Here is a 20,845-nt window from a genome sequence, read left to right as displayed (position 1 = left end):
CGACTTTGATATTAGTCCTATGCAAGAGGACTTTAGCTTTGAGCCCGGGGTTTTAACCCCTGGTGGACTATTTAATTAGCCTTTAAGTTCGATCGAGCATTTGAGCTATATCGGCAGGATTTGGCAGCCGAATTGTAGCATACTCTTCGTGAAGAATATCAAAAAAACTATTGACTTTTTTCTCAAAATGTGCAAGTCTAAAGTTCTGACTGCGTTGCTGTGCACCAGCTTGAAGTTCTGCTAGCAAATCAGGATTAACAATTAGTTGATGTGAATGCTGGCACAGTTCCTCAACGGTATTGAACAAAAAGCCCGATCGCCCATGTTCCACAATTTCCGGTTGGCCGCCACCGTTGAAAACAATCGGAGCACAATAGTTGTGCATTGCTTCCACAGTCGCCATCCCGAAATGCTCAAATCTTTGAGGATTGACTTCACCCAAACCGCAGCCGTGCCAAAATATACTTGCTCTAGCATAAAGTGATTTTACCTCATCAAAGTCAGCATTGACTTTTAGCTCGATCGCCCTTGAATCTTGCTTCAATAAGTTCTGAACAGTCTTTAAATAAGGATTTTTCGGAATGCTGCTGCCAACCAAAATTAGTCGCCATCCTTGAAAATCTTCGGGATAATCCGCTAGCAAACTGCGGAAAGCTTTAATTAGTTCAATTTGCTTTTTTGTTCCCCCAGCTTCAAACTGTCCCACAGCCAAAATTATTTTTTCTTTCGGCACTTTAACTGTTGCCATTTCCACGGGCGGATAAAGCAGAAAAGTTGGCTGTAGGTTCCAGCGTTTTTCCAACCACTTGACGGTAAATTGACTGTTGACAATAATGAAAGTGTAATCATCGACAGCAAAGTGACGGTTGCGGAAGGTATTGGGAAAGTGACAGAAAAATACTGAAATTGGCGACAGTGGTTTAACTTTTTCCAGTTGGTTCGCGTTGATGAAAATATCGTAGTTTTTGCTTTCTCTGGCAATTTCATCAAAGGGATTTTCCATATCTTCCACGATGATGCTGGAATCGATGCACTGCATTCCGCGTTTATCGTAAAACGCCAAGGGCATAATTTTAATTTTGCATCCTGAAAGGTTGAGTCCGTACCACGATTCTAAGTCGGAAACAGCAACTGGTTTGTTGGCGATAAAAGTAATGTCAAATTCATTTTGCAGCAGCGAGGCGAGGGTAGCAACGTATTTTTGACCGCCACCAATAAAATGCAGTCCGTGATCGTAAATGGCGATCGACATTTTGCGATCGCCCCGAACCACCTGTAAGCGAGACAAAATGCGATCGATCTTCATCCGACTGTAAATCACCGCCAACTTTTCCGACAACTGTGGCAATACAGTTTCGATGATTTCTGGTTTCTGATAATCTAGAAGTTTTTTAATCGCTACAAATAAACTCTCGAACAGCAAATCGTACTGCTTATGGGTAAAAAAATCTGAAGTATGAATTGAAGATACTAATTGCAACGGTTCATGTTTCGCCAAATACAAAAACCGATTGCGGTTGCAGAAATACTCGGTGAGTTTGCTGCCTTTACTCGAACCCCGATACTCGTGATGGGCGATAGCGGCGGGAGTATAAAGCATTTTCCAACCGCGTTTGTGGCAGCGTTTGGCAAACTCTACATCCTCAAAATACATCACAAAATCTTCATCTATCGGCCCCACATCTTCCAGACATTTCCTGCGGAAAAGCACCGCCGCCCAACAAAGTCCTTCGACTTCCCGTTCTGTATCGTACTGTCCCGCATCTTTTTCGCCAAAACCGACATCTTGCCAATAAAAATTAGGTAATTGCTGAATACCAGCGCTGTTAATTCGCCCGTCTTTAAACAACAATTTGCCGCTAGTCGCACCTACTTCTTTATTAGTTTCTAGCCGTTTTACAAGAATCTCTAACCAGCGACTGTCAAGGGTAGCATCGTTATTTAGAAACCCGATATATTGCCCTTTTGCTTCGCTGATGCCGAGGTTGAGGGCTTTCGCAAAGTTGTTGGCGGAGTTGACAAAAATCCGAACTTTGGGAAATAGTTCGCGCAGGGAATTAACGGAATCGTCTTGAGAACAATTATCAATTACAATTAAATCAAGTTGCGATTCGGGATACGCAAGTTTTTGTAGAGATTTTAAGCAATCTTTCGTGTGGCGCAGACCGTTATAGTTGACTATAATTAACGAGCATATGGGCAGTGCAGTCATTCGATTTTAGATTTTAGATTTTAGATTTTAGATTGAGGAATTTAAGGATTGAAGAATTTTCGATTTGGGATTAAATCATTGAAAATTTGAATCATTGAAAATTTGAAGAATTGAGGAATTTTCGATTGGGGATTTAGGATTTTAGATTGAGGAATTGAATAATTTTCGATTTTTGATTGAAGCATTGAAGCATTGCTCTCGCGAATAAATCTGGGGCCTTGTGACCAAATTATTTTGGGTCATCTTTGATGCTTTATTTTTGTCGATCGAGCAATTGAGCGGTAATCTTCTCTAAAATAGCAGTATGTTGCTGCTGCACTGCTTTAATTTGCTCTATTTCAGACTGAAAAGTTGCGATCGCTCTTTGTTGAGTCTCAAGCTGTGCTGTAACTTCGGGATATTCGCTGCTGAATTCCGATTCAATTTTTTCAAAGATAGTTTGTTGATTTTCTTGCAATTTTTGCAATTGTGTGCTTAATGTATGCACGACCCGCGTATTAGCAAAATTGTAAATTACTTGTCGTTCGAGTACCGGTCTGAGCAATTTTCGGACTATTTTCCTAACGACGATGACTGCGGAACCGAGTCGCCTTTGGTAAGAGGTAATGGGGATATTATAAATGTCGAAACCTGCTTTTAAAAGGGCGATATCTTCGTCATCTTCATTTTGGGCGATCGCACTATTTTCTGTTCCCAACAGCGACAGCTCAGCAATACCAATTCGCGGCTCCAAAGTTTGCCGCAATTTATGTATTATCTGTTGAGTTGGTATTTCTTCGTACTGCAAACTTTCCTCTCCTTTAGATAACTTACTATGACTTATTATGGAACAGGAATCTTTGCTGTTTCCATCATTGTAATTAATTGTGGAACAGGCCGGAAAGCCTGTTCAAGGGCGGGCAGGATGCCCAACCCCTACTCCCCACAAGAAAATTTATCTCTTGCTAAATCAGGATTATTGCTTCCGATATTGGCAATATCTCAATTTAAGCTATAGCAATCCTAAATCATTTGTGAATTTCTTACTCCCTCCCCGAACCCGCGGGGAGGGTTGGGGGGGGGTAAAAAGTTGACGACTCCTGCAAGGATTGCTATAACTCAATTTGACTGTCATCACCAATCATAAACCGCAGAGCTTTTGGACGAGCCGGTGCATTGGTGAGTTGAGCTCGCTGCCCGATCACGCTGTCAACAATTCGCTGGTGAATGCCAACTATTTTCGCCCCTTGCAATATTACACTGTGTTCGATATCAGCATCAATCATCGTCACGCGATCGGCAATACTGCTGTAAGGCCCGATAAAGCAATTTTCTATGCGGCAATTTTCCCCAATTACCACTGGCCCGCGAACTGTAGAATTAATGATTTCCGTTCCTTCTCCTATTTGCACTCGCCCGATAATTTGACTTTTCGCATCTACTTTTAATTCAGTTGAAGCTACGATACAGCTATCTAAAATGATTTGGTTTGCACTCAGCAAATCATCTTTTTTACCCGTATCCAGCCACCAACCCTCTAAATTGCAGGCTTCTACCTGTTTTTCCTTATTGATGAGTTGTTGAATGGCATCGGTAATTTCGAGTTCACCCCGGGGCGAAGGTTGAATTTGATCGATCGCCTCGTGGATAGTAGGAGCAAAAAAGTAAATCCCCACCAGTGCTAAATTGGACGGCGGAACCTTGGGCTTTTCTACTAACTGCAAAACTCGGCCTTTCTCATCAACTTTTGCCACACCGAAAGCAGAGGGATTGGAAACGGGACGCAGCATAATCAGAGCGTCTAGTTTCTGCGTGTTAAAAATCTCTAAAAACGGATCTAACTGATTCTGAATTAAGTTATCTCCCAAATACATAATAAATGGAGAATCGCCCAAAAACGGTCTGGCAACTTTTACCGCGTGAGCGAGCCCTGCCGGCTCTGCTTGCAAGATATAAGTAATTTTCGCACCGAAGCGAGATCCATCTCCTGTTTTCGTCTTCACCTCTTCCCCGGTTTCGGGACTAATAATAATCCCAATATCCGTAATCCCAGCCGCCACAATTCCTTCAATTCCGTACCACAGTATCGGCTTATTTGCTACAGGAACCAACTGCTTAGCACCCGTATAGGTGAGGGGACGCAAGCGTGTTCCTTTACCGCCAGAGAGGATGAGTGCTTTCATTGGGTGAACTCTGAGTTATGCTTTAGGGTTTGCGGTGCTGGCAACTATTGCCTGCACTTGTTGCTCTTGTTGATTTTAAACTACCGCTACCCCGCTGGCAATAGTTGCAGTGTCTCCTGACACCAATGATTTATTTTGCTCATACTTTTATAGTGCTGGACACACAGAGTTTCAATCGATTTTAGATTTTAGATTTTAGATTTTAGATTTTAGATTTTAGAATTGACTTGCGCGAGATAAATACGTTCGGCAAGTTTCATCGGATACAGGTTTTTTATTTCTGGACGGATGAATCACGTGGCGGGTATCCTCGATGCTTTCGGTCAGAAACCAGGTTTATTGCCACAGGAAGCAGTTAAAAGCTGAGTTTTTTGTCAAAAAAACCCTTTCTTAAGGTTGCAAGTGCGCCCGTCCCGATTTAATTGTCTACCCTTTTAATAGCGGCCATATCGGGCAATCAATTGACTACCACTATTGTTTTGATTTGTCAACCAAGCCCACATCTGATCGCCCAGACAAAAATGCCACCATTCGTTTGGATGCTGCTGAAAACCCGCAGCTATCATCGCATCTTTTAATATTTTCCTGCGACGGTGATATTCTTGTTTTTTCGGATCCTTACTATTACAGAAGTAATCTGGATAAGAACGTTCTGATATTTCATCAATCGGAGAACCCATATCAATTTGCAGATTGTTTTCATCCACTAAAGTTATATCTAAAGCTGCACCTGTACTGTGAGGGGGCGGCGTTGCGCGATCGAGGCTGGGTAGTGCCCAAAATTGATATACGTGTTCTATAATCACTTGGCGTTTGTCTTCGGAAACCGGAAATTCGCAGCCTTGAGCTATGGCAATTTGATTAAAAGTATAATCTACCATAAATTGCTGCACTTCCACGGGTCGATAAGCGTCAAATATCAGAATTTTCCAATTTTGATGATTTTGCTGTAGCTGGGTTTGAGCGGCGATTAAACTATCTACAACTCCTTGCCGCAAGTAGAAAGGGGAATCTGCTTTGCTGTTGTGATAGGGTGCACCCAACTTTTGATAAGGGTGCGGTATTTCAAAGGCAAAATGTTCTGCTGGAATAGGGACTAAAGGTTCGCCACATTCGTCGATCGCTATTTGCTGGTATGGTTTCATATCAAGGTGTTACCCTACTTTATGATTACTGATGAACTACAATACTCAGTATATGCTTTTCACTTGAGTCAGCCGCGCGGCAAATAGCAAAGCAGCTAGAATATCCTCATGTTCTAAATCGTCATAGTCATCTACAATTTCTTTAGCATTCATACGAGAACTGAGTAATTCAAGAATTAACTCTACTGGATATCGGAGACCGCGAATACAGGGTTTTCCGTGACAGATATTTGGATCGAGTGTGATGCGCTGCAAAAGTTCGTTTTCCATATTTTAGGAGCACATATTAAATATATCCTAACCTAAAGAGCGTAGCTTTCGATCGGTTTGTAGTAAGGACTTTAGTGCTTTCAATCTTCACCTAAAGTCCTAAAGTCCTTACAGCCAAAAAATCCTAACTTTGGCGGTAAGCAACTACCGCATAAAATGGATCGCCGCTTGGTATTCGCAGCATTTGCATAAAACTCGGCAAGTTAGGCTTGCGAGCAATTACTTCCGGCTTGCTAAATCCGGGTATATTCGCTCCTTTGACAGAATCAAAGTAACTCTTGACTAATTCTACCCGATCGCCCTCGGAACCTTCCCGCCAAGCCGCGATCGCCTTTTGATAAAACATCCGGTTGGAAAAGCTCATAATTGCTACGCCACCAGGCTTCAAAATGCGGTGAATCTCGGCAAAAATCGCATCCGGGTGCTGCAAATACTGTACCGAAACACAGTTGACAACGGCGTCAAACTCTGCATCCGGCAGTGGCAATTTGGGATTTGCGTTCAAATTCTGCACGAAATAATGATTCAGTCTGCGATTTTTTGCCAACTCTTCTTCATTCATGCCGTGCCCTTCAACATGGGCAAATTGCATCTCGTCGGGCAAGTGAGAAACCCAACTGCTCATCATATCAAAGACCCGAGTATTCGGTTTCAGCCGTTCCCGATACAAATCGGTTAGTTGCTGAATGAATCCATCGTCTACGTGCGTTACAAACCGAGGATAGGAGTAGAACAAATTGTCGTCGGTGTCATCTAACTTGGTGCGCTGGTCGGCTGGAAGCAACATAAATTCAGATCGCGAACTAGATTTACTCTTTCTAGTTTAAGAACAATTAAGAATTGTTAACATATCCGGCAGAGGGTGGATTCCCGCTTTTAGCGTAGCATTCGATCGCCAAAAAACTGACTTGCACCCTTTGGGGCTTGTGGCAAGAAGACGGTTTGCCGACTTCCAGCATTGGCGACAAACTGCAAGAGGTAGGCCAGACGCTGACAGGCGCGATCGATCGCATGGAAGAAACAGGCCTAGTCCGCCGGGAGAGATCCACGCGCGGCTGACAGATGCAGGTAGGGAACTGCAAAACGTCCTACCGCCGCTAGTAGCTGAAATCCGAGACAAGTCAATGACTGGAATTTCACAGCCCGATCAAGAACGCTTCTGAGAATCGATCGGGCGATCGTCAATCTTTCCTAAACCGACAAATCGCTCTTTTGGATGAAACGCAGGAGCCTCTACCTCTACTAAATTATAAATAACCGCAAAATACTACGCACTCTTAAAAACAGCAGTCTTAATAAATACTTGGACACGGATACACGGATGAATTTATAAGTCGGGGATTTGAGTTGTTTAGGGTTAAGGCCGACTAGCAGCAGAAATCCCGGACTTCTGGGAGTTGGAGAAGTTTGAGAAGTCGGGAATTTGATTATTTTCGGTTAAAGGCGATCGCCCTTGCAATATCATCTTAAAAAGTTAGGTATCTGGTATAGCGATCCTCGCATCATTTCCATAATTCTTGTAGGGGTAGCACTACCCCTACAAATCCTCATGAATGATGCGAGGATTGCTATAGTGAAAACCCAACCGAAATCTCGTTCACCAGCTAGAAAACGTATTGTTGCTTTGTGATGAGTGGCGATCGATTCAAATCGGAAAAATCTAATTGCCAAGAAAACCCTTCTATGGTATACTAGAAGATTGTGAATATTAATCAAAAGTAAAGTAACAAGCCGGGAGAAATCAAAATGACACAGCAAACCCTGCACGGAACCAGCCGCAAAAGAAAAAGAACATCCGGTTTTCGCGCCAGAATGCGTACCGTAACCGGTCGATTGGTAATCAAAGCTCGCCGCAGCAAAGGTCGCCACCGCCTCGCAGTCTAGCACTGCATCAAGGTTGAGAGGCCTCAACGATCGCCCTACGCCATGTTGCCCGATACAAACCGACTTAAGCACCGAAAAGACTTCAGCGCCGTATACCGCAAGGGAATGCGCCGTAACTCGGCCCATTTCAGCTTAAAAGCTCTGCGTAAACCAAAAAGCGCCGACTTTGCGAAACCGACAGCCGAAAAATCCTTGCAGCCAACTCGCACAGGCATTTCCATCAGCCTGAAAGTCAGCAAACGCGCTGTAGTCCGCAATCGGATTAAGCGTCAGATTCGGGCAGCTTTGCGACAGCTATTGCCCCGATTAAAATTCGGGTGGGATTTAGTAATTGTCGTGCGTCCGATCGCACAAGAGTGCAATTATGCAGAAATTCTGCAAGAATTAGAGCAGTTGTTGGTAGAAGCCGAGGTACTAGATGGGAATTCGAGAGGAAGTATATTATGAAGGCGGCCCCGCGCCCGGAGACTTGATCCTCAATTTACTCCTGGGGCTGACTGTGGTGGGAATCCCCCTAGCAGTAGGAGCAATTGTCCGGGCTCTGTGGCTGCGGTATCGGATCACGAGCCGCCGAGTGTCCGTAACTAGCGGTTGGATGGGGGGCGAACAGACAGACGTTATCTACTCAGATATAGTCAAAATCGTCACAGTACCTCGCGGTTTCGGGACTTACGGAGACATGGTGCTCACCATGAAAAATGGCAGCCGCTTGGAACTCAGAGCTATGCCGAAATTTCGAGCAATGTATGACTACATTAACGAAAAACTGCCCGCAGCCGCTCAAAAAGCAAACGCGGCCCAAGCTAAATAACCGAACCGCTTTCACCCAGATTAGAGGCCCAATTCAGTGCGAGTATTGGCAAACTCATTAAAACAAACCCGCAGACCGGGCGGTCGATCGACGGGCAATGTCCTAAGATAGAGACAAAACCCTAAAAATTGAGGCGGCTCGCCTTCAGCGGGTAAAAATAGTTCTCAACAGCAAACATAGAGCACCTAAATTAACTCAAAGCGAATGGATTTCGGTATCTCGTTTCTCTCCAACAACCTCATGCTTCCGATCCTAGATTTTTTCTACGGGATCGTGCCAAGCTACGGTTTAGCGATCGTAGCTCTGACGCTCGTGATTCGCTTTGCTCTTTATCCTCTCAACGCAGGCTCTCTTCGCAATATGCGGCGCATGAAAGTAGCGCAGCCATTGATGAAAGAGCGAGTAGATCAAATTCAAAAACTCTATAAAGACAATCCTGCCAAACAGCAGGAGGAAATGAGCAAAGTATACAAAGAATTTGGTAATCCTCTAGCAGGATGCTTCCCCTTAGTGCTGCAAATGCCAGTGCTGTTTGCACTGTTTGCAACGCTCAGGGGTTCGCCGTTTTCTGACATAAATTACAGCGTTAACGTTCAAGTTTTGCCCAAAGAACAAATCGAAACTGTTCAACCGCAAGCTTTTGCTACACCGCCCCAAAATATTTACGTCACAGGTACTTTTCATGCTCCAGTTGTGGGGGTAATTCCAGGGGGCGACAAAATCGCAGTCGGCGACACAACAAAGATAAATTTTCAAACCCCAGAGGGCAAACCTCTAAAAGTTTTAGCTGCAGAAAATAAGAGCGAAATCGACTTTGAACCCGGCTGGAAAGTCATCAAAGGCGAAGAAGTGGTCAAGGTAGATGAACAGGGCAACATCACAGCCTTAGCGCCCGGTGAAGCCACAGTTCAAGGCACAATCCCCGGATTGGCTAGTAACAAAGGATTCCTGTTTATTGAAGCTCTAGGCCGCGTTGGCGCGATCGACTCAGACGGTACACTCCACTGGGATATTTTGGTGATGATCCTGGGCTTCGGCATCAGTTTGTACATCAACCAAACCCTTTCAGGACAAGCACAAGGGCCAAACGACAACCCCCAACAGGCTACAGTTAACAAACTGACGCCAGTCATATTTTCAGGGATGTTTTTGTTCTTCCCGCTGCCCGCCGGCGTGTTGATGTATATGCTGATTGCTAACATCTTCCAAACAGTTCAATCGTTTATTTTGTCGCGAGAACCGCTGCCCGAAAACCTCCAAAAAATAGTGGACGAAGCAGAGGCGAAAACCCAAAAAGAACAAGGATTAGATGCACTTCCCTTTGAGCCCAAGCGTTCTAAGAAAAAGGCTTGATTTTAACAACAATGAAAGACTCTCAAATGCAGCGCGGACAGGCATGGTTAGAAGAATTGCTACAACTGTCCGCAATTCCTTCAAAAGTGGTATGCGAACAACAAAAAGATTGCTATTGGATGACAATAGATGAAAGCAATCTGACTCCCGAACAAGTTGCAATCTTAGTCGGGCCAAACGGTAATGTAATAGATGCCATTCAGTACCTCTGTAACACGGTTCAGAATATAGGTCAGGAAGTAGAGGAGTCAATTCCTTATACAGTTGAACTAAATGGCTATCGCATCCGCCGCCAAGAAGAATTGCGATCGATGGCAGAGTACGCAGCAGATCAAGCCCGATCGACGGGAGTTGAAGTTGAAATAAAATCGCTGTCTTCGGCAGAACGCCGTCAAGTCCACAGCTTTTTGAGCGAATGTGAGGATATAGAAACTTACAGTCAAGGACAAGAACCCGATCGGCGTTTGGTAGTGCGGCTGCGCTGACGCTAAAGAAGGAAGAAGGAAGAAGGAAGAAGGAAGAAGTTAAAAATTAACTATTCCTTTTGACCTTTGAATTCAAGAAGTAGGAAGGCAAAAGATTATGGAGACAATTTATATCCCTCATCTCCTCACAAAAAGTGAGCGGAAAGAGGTCATTGATTTTGAAGAATTTATCCCCGATTTAGAAACTCTTACTCCGGTGCGAGGACGACTGCAAGTGACTCACCAAGGGAATTATCTTGAGGTGAAGGCGAAAGCAGAAACAATAGTTACTCTCACCTGCCACAGATGCTTGAAACAATACAATCATCGTTTGGCACTCAACTCATCGGAACTAATCTGGCTCGAAGAAACAGCAAATCAAACAGATTCCAGTTCAGCAGAAATAGAAGTGGCTTTAGAAGATTTGGTGGAAAATTTGTCCCCAGGTGGCTATTTCTCTCCGGGCGATTGGGTGTACGAGCAAATGTGTTTGGAACTGCCGCACAAACAGATATGCGATATTGAATGTCCGGGAATTTCTTTAACTGATGATGCCAATACAGAAAGCACCGAAACAGTCTCAGACAGTCGCTGGGCGTCTCTGGAAGCACTTAAACGGCAATTGCCTTAGTCAGTTGGCAGTGGGCAGTTGGCAGTGGGCAGTTGGCATTAGCTAATAAGAAATAACAAAGAACAAATAACAAATAACCACTGACAACTAACAACTAACCACTGACAACTGACTAATGACTATTTTTAGCGACGAGTTTGAACTACTCCTGCGATCGCGCTACCCCCTAATTTACATTCCCACACGGGAAGAAGAGCGCGTAGAAGCCGCGATCGCCCAAAGTGCCAAAAAACAAGGTTCTCGCGCCGTCTACATCTGGGATTTTGTTGATGGCTACCAAGGCAATCCCAACGATACAGGTTTTGGCAAGCGCAACCCGCTCCAAGCTTTGGAATTTCTCGAAAAATTGCCCGCCAGCGCGCCGGCAATTTTTATTCTGCGCGACTTTCAGCGGTTTTTGGAAGATGTCTCGATTTCCCGCAAGCTGCGGAATTTGGCGAGACTCCTCAAATCAGTACCCAAAAATATTGTCATCATATCTCCTCTAGTTTCGATCCCCGAAGACCTCAGCGAAGTGATGACTGTTTTGGAGTTTCCCCTGCCTGCGGCGGCGGAAATCAAAATTGAGGTAGAAAGGCTATTAGGGGCTACCGGACAAGCCATTGAGGGGCGTTTGCTGGACGAAATAGTACGCTGCTGTCAAGGGCTGTCGATCGAACGAATCCGTCGAGTTTTGGCCAAGGCGATCGCCACCAGAGGCGAACTCCATTCCGACGACGCGGAACTGATTTTAGAAGAAAAGCGCCAAACAATTCGCCAAACTCAAATTCTGGATTTTTACCCAGCCCGCGAAAATATTTCCGATATCGGCGGTTTGGACAATCTCAAAGAATGGCTGCTGCGACGTGGCGGTGCTTTTACCGATCGAGCTCGCCAATACGGTTTGCCCCATCCCAGAGGTTTGTTGTTAGTCGGAATTCAAGGAACCGGAAAATCCTTAACAGCAAAGGCGATCGCCCACCACTGGCATTTGCCTTTACTGCGGTTGGATGTCGGGCGCTTGTTTGCCGGATTAGTCGGAGAATCGGAATCCCGCACCAGGCAAATGATTCAGCTAGCGGAAGCTTTGGCCCCCTGCGTGTTGTGGATTGACGAGATTGACAAAGCTTTTGCCGGATTAGACGGTAAAGGGGATTCCGGGACAACCAGCCGGGTGTTCGGGACATTTATTACTTGGTTGGCAGAAAAAACTTCGCCGGTGTTTGTAGTCGCAACAGCCAACAACATCCAGTCTTTGCCGCCAGAAATGCTGAGAAAAGGCAGGTTTGACGAAATATTTTTTGTGGGTTTGCCCAGCCAGGAGGAACGGCGGGCGATTTTTGAGGTACATTTGTTGCGGTTGCGATCGCACAGCATCAAAAATTACGATGTAGAGCGCTTGGCTTACGAAACTCCCGATTTTTCAGGGGCCGAAATCGAGCAAACTTTGATTGAAGCAATGCACATTGGGTTTAGCCAAAATCGAGACTTTACCACTGATGATATTTTAGAATCAGCTAGTCAGATGGTGCCCTTAGCCAGAACGGCTCAAGAACAAATCCAGTTTCTCCAAGATTGGGCCGCTGCTGGGAAAGCTCGCCTTGCTTCTAGATACGGCAGTCTGAGCCGCCGGATTCAAGGCTAACCTTTTGAAGTCAGTAGTCAGTAGTTCGTAATCACTTGTCAGTGGGCAGTTACCAGATTTTACTCAATATTCAGCAGTCAACACTCAACCTTCTTCCTTCTTCCTTCTTCCTTCTTCCTTCTGCCCTCTGCCTTCTGCCTTCTGCCTGACATCCGTTACATCCGTTACAGCATCCGTTGCCGAACTTCCTTCATTTGCGGTTTTATGAACACTGTATATAGCGTTTTCAAATTTTTAGTGGGTTTTCTGCTCGCGATCGTCCTGATGGCAGGTGCTAGCGTGGCTGCTGCACTTTACTTTGCCGCTAAGCTAACTACTATCCCCGAAAAACCTGTTTTTTCCAACGACAAAACACCAGCTCAGGTTGCGGGCGCTGCGCCGAAGTCAACAGCCCAGGCTAGCCCTGTTTCTACATCTAGCGATGCCCCGTCTCCCAAACCGCTGGAACCGGGAGCTTACCGCGCGATGGTGACTCAGCCGATCGGCTTAATTCTCCGCGATACTGGTAGCCGAGACTCGAACCGCATTGGCGGTGTTGCTTACAAGGAAAGAGTCGTAGTTTTGGAAGAGTCGCCCGACAAAGAGTGGCAGCGAATTCGCATTGAGGATGGCAATCGCGAAGGTTGGGTCAAAGGTGGCAATACTGAAAGAATTGAGGGCGAATAGGAATTAGATAACAAATATACTCATCTCATTGTGAGGGCAGCGAACCAATCGCAGTGTGAAAATTGTTCACCAACGCCGGGTTTTTTCCTGTGTATTGTTGCCAAGGGCTATATACACATTTATTGCAAAAAGTCAAGTTAAATTTATTTTCGATATTTGAGATTGCAGTTTGATGCGCTGAGACTGCGGGTGCGATCGCCCCTGCCAAATCCTGAATTTGACATAAAAGCCCAGCAGACAAAAGGTTTCAAGAGCTCAAAGTCAACATAAAAACTTGAAAAAACATAATTTTAACTTATGTAATTCAGGAGAGTATGTTAAGAAAATTAGCAAAATTTTAAGGTTAGTTGCAAAACCCAGGCTGTTGTCACCGCTGAACAGGTAAGAGTGGTAGCTTGGATTACAAGATGTAAGTTTTCTGCTATTGAGCTAGCAACAATAAAAAATATGTACGACAAACGTCCCGATCGAGATTTGGCGACTGCTGCTGTTACTGCGGCTTTGGGAGCTGGGGTCGTTACCTCTTTTGCCGTGAGCAGAGGCCAAAACCCGCTGGTAGCCCTCGCAATTACTGTTTTTGCAGCAGGAGTAGCTGTAATTTGCGATCGGTTCGGCTTAATTTAAGCGAGCGTCGATTTTTTAATACACAGTCAACTTACGAGATGTTACACCATTCTCAATAAGCTTTTTATGAACAGGCAAGAAGCCTATTCCACAAGAAAATTCACTCTTTGTGGAACAGGCCGGAAAGCCTGTTCTTAAGAATGATGCAAGATGTGAGCTTATCAAAAAATCCCCGCCCTATTTGCAACTAGCAAAAGTGGGGATTTTTAGTGGCTAGTTTTTGGGTTAAGCAGCGGTACTTTCCTAGGGCGTCGGTTCAGTATTCGGACTTGACAAAACTAAAGGTCTATGATAGGGGAATTGAGAAGCCGGTTAAATTCTAACAATCAGGAAGAAAGAAGAAATTTTATGCGTCCTCCCTCATGGCATCCTCCCATTGAACTGTCAGACTCAGAAGCGTTGATTATCAAACGCATCAAGAGAGCCAAGCTATTCACATTTCTTCGGCTAAACCGTTCATCCATATTTAATGATGAATTCCAAGACGAACTCGCTACAATTTTTAAAGACAGCACTGTTGGCAACTGTCCAGTGCCTCCTGCACAACTTGCGTTGGCAACAATCCTTCAAGCCTATATGGGGATTTCCGATGATGAAGTGATAGAAGAAATGGTAATGGATCAACGTTGGCAGTTGGTTTTAGATTGTCTGGGTTCCGAAACTCCACCCTTCAGTAAAGCTACCTTAATTAGATTCCGGAAGGGGTTAATCAAAAAAGAACTCGACCAACGTTTAATTGACCGCACCGTTGAAATTGCTAAACAAAAAGGTGGGTTTGGCTCATCTCAATTAAGACTCGCCTTAGATTCCTCACCATTATGGGGGGCCGGTAAAGTCGAAGATACATATAATCTATTGGGTCATGCTTTGCGTAAGGCAGTGAGTGTGATAGCTCGTCAGCAGGGGCGGGGGCTGACAGAAATGGCTGATGAAGCCGGTGCGCCAATTCTCAAGAATTCCAGCTTAAAAACTGCCTTACCATTATGGGGGGCCGGTAAAGTCGAAGATACATATAATCTATTGGGTCATGCTTTGCGTAAGGCAGTGAGTGTGATAGCTCGTCAGCAGGGGCGGGGGCTGACAGAAATGGCTGATGAAGCCGGTGCGCCAATTCTCAAGAATTCCAGCTTAAAAACTGCCTTAGACTTAAACTGGGATGATCCAATCGAGCGTCAAAACGCACTTTCAATTATCCTAAACAGCTTAGATTCTGTAGAAAAATGGATGCAAAGCCAGTCCGATTGTGATGAAATTGAAGTTGCCAAAGAAACTCTGGATATTGCTCGATTCATTGAATCCCAAAATGTGACTTTAGATTCTCAAGGATCTCCTATTCTCACCAAAGGGGTTGCCAAAGACCGTCGCATTTCTATTGAAGACCCAGATATGCGGCATGGACGGAAAAGCCGGTCTAAGAAAATAGATGGGTATAAACGTCACGTCCTCAAAGATTTAGATATAGGTGTAGTTCGGGCTGTGGCTTTGACGAAAGCAAATACTCCAGAATCTGCTGCTACGGTTGACCTAGAAAGTGACTTAAGATTCCAAAATCCTCACCTAGCTGAGTTACATATTGACCGAGCTTATTTATCCAGTCATTGGGTCACACAGCGGGATGAGCAATTAAAAATATTTTGTAAGGCGTGGCCGGTCAGAAATTCTGGCCGGTTTGATAAAAATGCCTTTTTCCTAGACTGGGATACGCATTTAATTAGCTGCCCAAATCAGGTAAGTATCCCATTTGAACCTGGAAAAGTTGTTCATTTTCCTGAGAGTGAATGTGCAATTTGTCCTCTGAGGGAAGACTGTACGAACAGTAAAAAAGGACGCAGTATATCAATTCATGCTGATGAAGCCTTAATGCAAGAGTTGCGAGCGCGTCAATCCACTACTATTGGTCGTCAAGAATTGAGAGAGCGTACTACAGTTGAACATTCTTTAGCTCATATTGGTCATTGGCAGGGGAATCGTGCCCGCTATATTGGACAACGTAAAAATCTCTTCGATCTACGCCGAGTCGCTGTTGTCCATAACCTTCATGTCATTGCTCGAATGGATAAGGTTCTGCCAGTTAAACCGAGCATAGAGTCGAACTCATTGACAGGGTAACTGCATACAGCCTTTTTCTTGTCAATACCTAATACTGAACCGACGCTCTAGACGCACTCGCCACATCAAGAAGCCGCGTTTCTTAACAAAAAACCTGCGGTTTCAAACTCTTTACCCGACAACAAATTAAGGTGATGACAGCCTGCGCGCAACTCTTGTGGTAATTTCTGCAGCAGCCAGATAAAATATTAGCCACCACTACCCCAGAACTTATTGTCTTTTAGCCTTAAAGGCTAAGACTATGCCTGCAAACTTTTTTGCTGAGTCTCGCGTCTCTAGAAGCAGCGATGCTATCTTGGTTGTTACCTGTAATTATTTTTGACAGTAAATTTTTTAGAAAAACGGGTGCTTCGCGCTTTCCCAGTAGAACTTAGCGTTGATAAAATCCAAGCCAAGCGTGCTAAAAATGATTTTTGGCAGTTTGCTCCCACAATCCACCCACAATTTCACACTAAAAAATTATGGAATCTCTTGCTTACCTCGAACTTGCTCTTGTTTGCGAAGCACCCCCAGAGTCGAAAATTTTTGATGAACCCAAGTGGCAAAACCTATCGAGTCAGACTTACGTCCGTTTGCTGTCTCTGGCTTTGATGCTGTCGGTTTTGAGTGCAGCCGGTGCGGCTTTTGCTCAAATAGATCCGGGATATCCAAATGTGCGCTCTGTTCAAGACAGGTTGCGGGAACTCGGTTATTTTCCCAGATCATCGACAGGTCAACTCGGCCCGGTAACAAAACAAGCGCTGACTAACTTTCAGCGAGACTATCAACTGTCGCTGACTGGTAGGCCCGATCGAGCTACTGTGATCGCACTCAACAGTTTTGCCGGGGACGATCGACCTTTTAATACTATTTATACAAATTATCGGGAGCTGCGTTTTGGAGACGCGGGTGCAGATGTTTCAGCTCTCCAGCGCAGGTTGCAGCAGCTAGGCTACTTCAGCGCCCATCCCACAGGGAGTTTTCGCGAAGTTACTCAAAATGCGGTTAGATACTTCCAGCGAATTAATCGACTGCGGGTAACTGGAATTGCCAATAGGCAAACTTTAGCTTTGCTGTTTGGTTCCACCCGGCCGGTTCCCCCCGTGACGCTTCCGGGGGATATTTCGGGAAATGGCGGTTGCAAGGGGCTGCGGTTCGGGGACAGAGGGGCGACGGTAGACTTGATCCAGCGGCAATTAAAAGCTTTGGGCTATTTTGAAGGCGGCGTTGACGGCAAGTTTCGGGAACGCACTCTCTACGCTGTGACTCGTTTTCAGCAAGATTACAATCTCGTTTCTGACGGCTGCGCTGACACTGCTACTTTGACTGCTATAGATGCCCAGATGAGGCAAGCTCAAATTACCTCATGGACTGAGGAAGATTATCAACAGAGTAATGCCGGAGATTTTCTGGAGTTGGGCGACAGAGGCCGAGAAGTAGAATTTGTCCAGCGGCGGCTGCAAGAATTGGGTTATTACAGGAGCCAGATTCACGGTTGGTTCGATCGACCAACTCAAGCAGCTTTGATCCGCTTTCAGAGAGATAGCGGGATGTTCGGGACTGGAAGAGTCGATCGCAGCACTCGATCGGCTTTGTGGCAAGGCAACAGGCAGGCCTCCGCGCCTGTGCCGCAAATTGCCGCTGGTTTGCGACGGGGCGATACTGGGCCTGCTGTCCGACAACTTCAGTCTGCGCTCAGAAGTCTGGGCAAAAACCCCGGCCCGGTGAACGGAGTATTTGGAGCCGAAACCGAGTTTGCCGTGCTGTCGTTTCAGCAGGAACGCAATTTGTCACCGGCGACGGGTATTGCCACTCCGGCGACTTGGGCTGCGCTCCAAAACGGATTAGCTGGGCGGCTAGCTGTTCCTGCTGTTCCAATTAGCAGCAGTTTCAACTCTCGTCGATCGAGCATTCAGCAATTACAAAGGCGGCTGCAAGACCTCGGCTTTTACACAGGCTCGATCAGCGGAGTTTTTGATACTCCCACGAGAGACGCCCTCGATCGAGCTCAGCGCAGTTACGGGGTCAGCAGCGACGATTTGTTGAGCCAAACTTTTTAGCCCCAGCCTTGCGGCTACATCAAGGAAATCGGGTTTCTGCTTTCCGACTCATTCCTGAAATGATGTATTTTTCCTAAGAAACCCGGTTTCCGCGTAACTGCGATCGCACTTGGGCTACCGATTTTTGTTAAAAATTGTAACAAGCCGTACTTAAAATGCGAAAATAGTGTACCGTCACTCGATTGAATCCGGGGCGCTGCTGCCGTTTTGGGCGATCGACCTCGGACAAGACCAATTGCTAGAAACCAAAGACGGCCATCCCATCCGCAAAGCTTCGTGGCACACCGTATGAATGGTTAGCTGGCAGTCTAGCAGGTGCAACCCAGACTTTTCAGCTTGCTTCATGCCAATTTTCAAAATCGAATCGTTGTTAAATTCGATCGTTCTGTTGCACTGAACGCAGACTAGGTGGTGGTGGTGATGCGGGTAAGGCTGGTTTATTTCATAGTGTTTGTGACCTTCTGCTAGTTCGAGTTCGCGGAGGAGGCTCATCCTTGCCATTAACTTTAAAGTTCGGTAAATGGTAGACAAGCTAATGTTTTCGCCGCGATTTTTTAACAAAGTGTACAAATCCTCCGCACTCAGGTGATTGCCTTTGGGGAGGTTCTGAAACACGTGCAAGATGGTTTCCCGTTGGGGAGTCATCCGCCAGCCTTTGTCATTGAGTTCGGATTTGAATGAGGACGCGGTATAAAGTGCCATAGTGACCCTCTCAAGAAAGTCTGCCTATTGACAATAATACACAACGATCGAGATATTTTGCAAATATCGCAGCTTATTGAAAAAAGATTGAGGAAAAAATTTGGTTTATGATATTTATTGACTTTTAACCAGCTTTATGAATGATATCAAATCCGGTAGCATCGGAATTATTCCTCTCTGTATTCTCTCCCTCTGCGTTCTCTGCGCCCTCTGCGGTTAAATCATTCCGATAGAACCGGAAACGATATGAAAGCATCCAGGATACAAGCCCCCGGATTCATCCGTGGGGTCAATTCTTTAATCTAAAATCTAAAATCTAAAATCTAAAATCGATTGACTTGCTGCAGAGGACAGAGAAGCTGTTGAGAAGTAAATATTGTTACTTCTGCCGAATGCCTCATGCCTTCTGCACAAGTGCCAAATGCCTTGATCCCTGATTAATCGCGCTGACTGACCGCCCAAATTTAAGTCAAAGACTCCAGATAGTCGCGGACGCGGTTGCGACGCTTAGGTTGGCGGAGTTTTTGCAAAGCTTTGGCTTCAATTTGACGCACTCGTTCGCGGGACAAGTCGAGGGCGCGACCGATTTCTGCCAGCGAATAGGGGTGTCCGTCACCCAAACCAAAGCGCATCAGAATTACATCTCGCTCGCGGCTGGTCAAATCTGCCAGCAATTGCTGCAAGTCGCGGTGCAGAGCTTCTCGCATCAGCATTTCTTCTGGGGAGATGCTGTCGGTTTCGAGCAAGTCGCCCAACTCTGTATCTTTTTCGTTGCCCACTTTAGTTTCCAAAGAAACAGAACGGGGGACTCGCAGCAAAACTTCTCGGACTTGGGGCGCCGTCATGTCCAACTCAACAGCGATGTCTTCGATCGTAGCTGTCCGACCTTTTTCTTGAGAAATTTTGCGCTGGGCTTTTTTGATTTTGTTCAGTTTTTCGGTGATGTGGACGGGGAGGCGAATGGTGCGGCTTTGAGTGGCGATCGCCCGCGTAATTCCCTGCCGAATCCACCAGTAGGCATAGGTGCTAAACCGATAGCCCCGCGTCGGGTCAAACTTTTCTACAGCTCGCTCCAGTCCGAGAGTACCTTCTTGTATTAAGTCGAGCAATTCTAAACCGCGATTTTGATATTTTTTCGCCACCGAAACCACCAGGCGCAGGTTCGCCTTAATCATGTGGTCTTTCGCTTCGATGCCTTCAGCTTGAACTCTTTCGATCGTCTCAACCGTCATCTCGGCTAACTCGGCCCACTGGCGCTTGCCTTCGGCCATAATTCGCTTGAGTTCTGGCACGTCACCGACGCCGGCAGTTAATGCCCAGCGTTCCAAGGAAGGTTTGTGTCCCAACTGTGCGGACAAGCGATCGCGCACTTCAATTAAATGCACGAAACGCGCAATTAGCCCTTCTTCCTGGGAGGCGACGGTGTTGCGTAATTCCAGCAATTTGATATAGCGCTGAACTTTTTGAGCTTCCGAGACTTCTTCGTCTCTACCCAAGAGACGAACCCGACCTATTTCTTGGAGGTACAGGCGCACTAAATCTGTAGTGCGACGGTTGGCATTTTTTTGCAATTTGGCTGCTGGGTCTGCATCTTCTGTCTCTGCTGGGTCTTGGTCGAGCAGTTCGTCTCCAGCTTCTTCAACATCTTCATCCAACACATCACCTGGCAAGGGATTGACTCGCAGTTGTTCGTCGAATTCAGCTTCAGCGTAAAAAGAGGTGGCTGGCATAGTGATTTTCTCAGTGGCTCCGGTGAAAAGATGCTACGCTTGGCGGTTATTTATAATTAAGATGCCCACTTGGTTAAGACGAAGCATCACCGCTTTGTGTTTCTTTAGTAACTTTCCTGACTTTTTTGCTGTTGGAGAGATCGAACTTTTGCTGCCCCACTTGTTTTACCAAGATTCTGGAAAACGCTAAGAACTTTCTGATGTAACAGGTTGAAGGCCCGAAAAGTGTGTTGTACTTCTTTGTTTATGTAGCTAGTATAGATAGTGACTCGCTATAAACAAGTGACGTTAGTCAGAAGTTAAGTTAATCTTCATCACCGATTACCTGGTTCCCGATCACTTCGGAAAATTAGCCATTTTTTTAATAAAACTTTATATAACTCGGCGCTCTTGATTAAATACGCTGCCGTGAGCGCGGA

The 20,845-nt window shown here is 45.6% G+C and carries 20 protein-coding genes; 12 read left to right on the top strand and 8 right to left on the bottom strand.

What is annotated here, in order from left to right; all coding sequences use genetic code 11:
• Positions 1 to 82 precede the first annotated feature (82 nt).
• The 6 genes from QT973_RS01945 to QT973_RS01920 form a co-directional block, all read right to left on the bottom strand.
• Complete coding sequence (locus QT973_RS01945; RefSeq protein WP_333390450.1) at positions 83 to 2,212, bottom strand: glycosyltransferase; 2,130 nt, start codon at positions 2,210 to 2,212, stop codon at positions 83 to 85.
• A gap of 253 nt (positions 2,213 to 2,465) precedes the next feature.
• Positions 2,466 to 2,999 carry a hypothetical protein gene (locus QT973_RS01940; RefSeq protein ID WP_333057946.1) on the bottom strand — a complete coding sequence of 178 codons (534 nt, stop codon included), beginning with the start codon at positions 2,997 to 2,999 and terminating at the stop codon, positions 2,466 to 2,468.
• Positions 3,000 to 3,303: 304 nt separating this feature from the next.
• Positions 3,304 to 4,374, bottom strand: coding sequence for a glucose-1-phosphate thymidylyltransferase (locus QT973_RS01935; protein ID WP_333209822.1), 1,071 nt, complete (start codon positions 4,372 to 4,374; stop codon positions 3,304 to 3,306).
• A 434-nt stretch (positions 4,375 to 4,808) separates the two neighbouring features.
• Positions 4,809 to 5,519: a M15 family metallopeptidase gene (locus QT973_RS01930; protein WP_333390447.1), complete on the bottom strand. Its 711-nt coding sequence runs from the start codon at positions 5,517 to 5,519 to the stop codon at positions 4,809 to 4,811.
• A gap of 45 nt (positions 5,520 to 5,564) precedes the next feature.
• A complete protein-coding gene (locus QT973_RS01925; protein ID WP_333057949.1) occupies positions 5,565 to 5,789 on the bottom strand; it encodes a DUF433 domain-containing protein in 225 nt (74 codons plus the stop codon).
• Between the two features lie 124 nt (positions 5,790 to 5,913).
• Complete coding sequence (locus QT973_RS01920; RefSeq protein ID WP_333209826.1) at positions 5,914 to 6,576, bottom strand: class I SAM-dependent methyltransferase; 663 nt, start codon at positions 6,574 to 6,576, stop codon at positions 5,914 to 5,916.
• Between the two features lie 137 nt (positions 6,577 to 6,713).
• Between QT973_RS01920 and QT973_RS01915 the strand changes: the two genes are divergently transcribed.
• The 12 genes from QT973_RS01915 (at position 6,714) to QT973_RS01860 (ending at position 17,994) form a co-directional block, all read left to right on the top strand.
• Complete coding sequence (locus QT973_RS01915; protein WP_333231454.1) at positions 6,714 to 6,848, top strand: MarR family transcriptional regulator; 135 nt, start codon at positions 6,714 to 6,716, stop codon at positions 6,846 to 6,848.
• A gap of 687 nt (positions 6,849 to 7,535) precedes the next feature.
• Entirely contained in the window at positions 7,536 to 7,673 is a 138-nt protein-coding gene (gene rpmH, locus QT973_RS01910) for a 50S ribosomal protein L34 (RefSeq protein ID WP_015174196.1), read from the top strand.
• Positions 7,674 to 7,715: 42 nt separating this feature from the next.
• A complete protein-coding gene (rnpA, locus tag QT973_RS01905) occupies positions 7,716 to 8,120 on the top strand; it encodes a ribonuclease P protein component (protein WP_333057956.1) in 405 nt (134 codons plus the stop codon).
• The gene (locus tag QT973_RS01900) at positions 8,092 to 8,484 is read left to right on the top strand and encodes a PH domain-containing protein (RefSeq protein ID WP_333057957.1); all 393 of its coding nucleotides are present in this window, start codon (positions 8,092 to 8,094) and stop codon (positions 8,482 to 8,484) included. The genes rnpA and QT973_RS01900 overlap by 29 nt, the downstream gene beginning before the upstream one ends.
• 204 nt (positions 8,485 to 8,688) lie before the next feature.
• The gene (gene yidC, locus QT973_RS01895; RefSeq protein WP_333240900.1) at positions 8,689 to 9,837 is read left to right on the top strand and encodes a membrane protein insertase YidC; all 1,149 of its coding nucleotides are present in this window, start codon (positions 8,689 to 8,691) and stop codon (positions 9,835 to 9,837) included.
• 11 nt (positions 9,838 to 9,848) lie between these two features.
• On the top strand, positions 9,849 to 10,322 hold the full coding sequence (locus QT973_RS01890) for a R3H domain-containing nucleic acid-binding protein (RefSeq protein ID WP_333039170.1): 474 nt from the start codon (positions 9,849 to 9,851) through the stop codon (positions 10,320 to 10,322).
• A 97-nt stretch (positions 10,323 to 10,419) separates the two neighbouring features.
• Positions 10,420 to 10,932: a YceD family protein gene (locus QT973_RS01885; protein ID WP_333057959.1), complete on the top strand. Its 513-nt coding sequence runs from the start codon at positions 10,420 to 10,422 to the stop codon at positions 10,930 to 10,932.
• Positions 10,933 to 11,047: 115 nt separating this feature from the next.
• Positions 11,048 to 12,556, top strand: a complete 1,509-nt coding sequence (locus tag QT973_RS01880) for an AAA family ATPase (RefSeq protein ID WP_333057960.1) — start codon at positions 11,048 to 11,050, stop codon at positions 12,554 to 12,556.
• A gap of 204 nt (positions 12,557 to 12,760) precedes the next feature.
• Complete coding sequence (locus QT973_RS01875; protein ID WP_333057961.1) at positions 12,761 to 13,222, top strand: SH3 domain-containing protein; 462 nt, start codon at positions 12,761 to 12,763, stop codon at positions 13,220 to 13,222.
• Positions 13,223 to 13,669: 447 nt separating this feature from the next.
• Positions 13,670 to 13,846 (top strand): hypothetical protein, encoded by a 177-nt coding sequence (locus QT973_RS01870; RefSeq protein WP_293253839.1) that lies wholly within the window; start codon positions 13,670 to 13,672, stop codon positions 13,844 to 13,846.
• A gap of 348 nt (positions 13,847 to 14,194) precedes the next feature.
• Complete coding sequence (locus QT973_RS01865; protein ID WP_333390444.1) at positions 14,195 to 15,955, top strand: IS1182 family transposase; 1,761 nt, start codon at positions 14,195 to 14,197, stop codon at positions 15,953 to 15,955.
• Positions 15,956 to 16,416: 461 nt separating this feature from the next.
• Positions 16,417 to 17,994, top strand: coding sequence for a peptidoglycan-binding protein (locus QT973_RS01860; RefSeq protein ID WP_333390442.1), 1,578 nt, complete (start codon positions 16,417 to 16,419; stop codon positions 17,992 to 17,994).
• Positions 17,995 to 18,168: 174 nt separating this feature from the next.
• Here the strand turns inward: QT973_RS01860 and QT973_RS01855 are convergent, their stop codons facing one another.
• Both QT973_RS01855 and sigC read right to left on the bottom strand, forming a co-directional pair.
• Complete coding sequence (locus QT973_RS01855; RefSeq protein ID WP_006632310.1) at positions 18,169 to 18,696, bottom strand: transcriptional repressor; 528 nt, start codon at positions 18,694 to 18,696, stop codon at positions 18,169 to 18,171.
• A 464-nt stretch (positions 18,697 to 19,160) separates the two neighbouring features.
• Positions 19,161 to 20,426, bottom strand: coding sequence for an RNA polymerase sigma factor SigC (gene sigC, locus QT973_RS01850; protein ID WP_333057963.1), 1,266 nt, complete (start codon positions 20,424 to 20,426; stop codon positions 19,161 to 19,163).
• Positions 20,427 to 20,845: the final 419 nt, after the last annotated feature.

It is taken from the genome of Microcoleus sp. Z1_A1, from assembly GCF_036700305.1.
In the GTDB taxonomy this organism is placed as follows: Bacteria; Cyanobacteriota; Cyanobacteriia; order Cyanobacteriales; family Microcoleaceae; genus Microcoleus.
The sequence above is the reverse complement of the archived record's forward strand: the minus strand, read 5'-3'. Positions and strand labels throughout refer to the sequence as shown.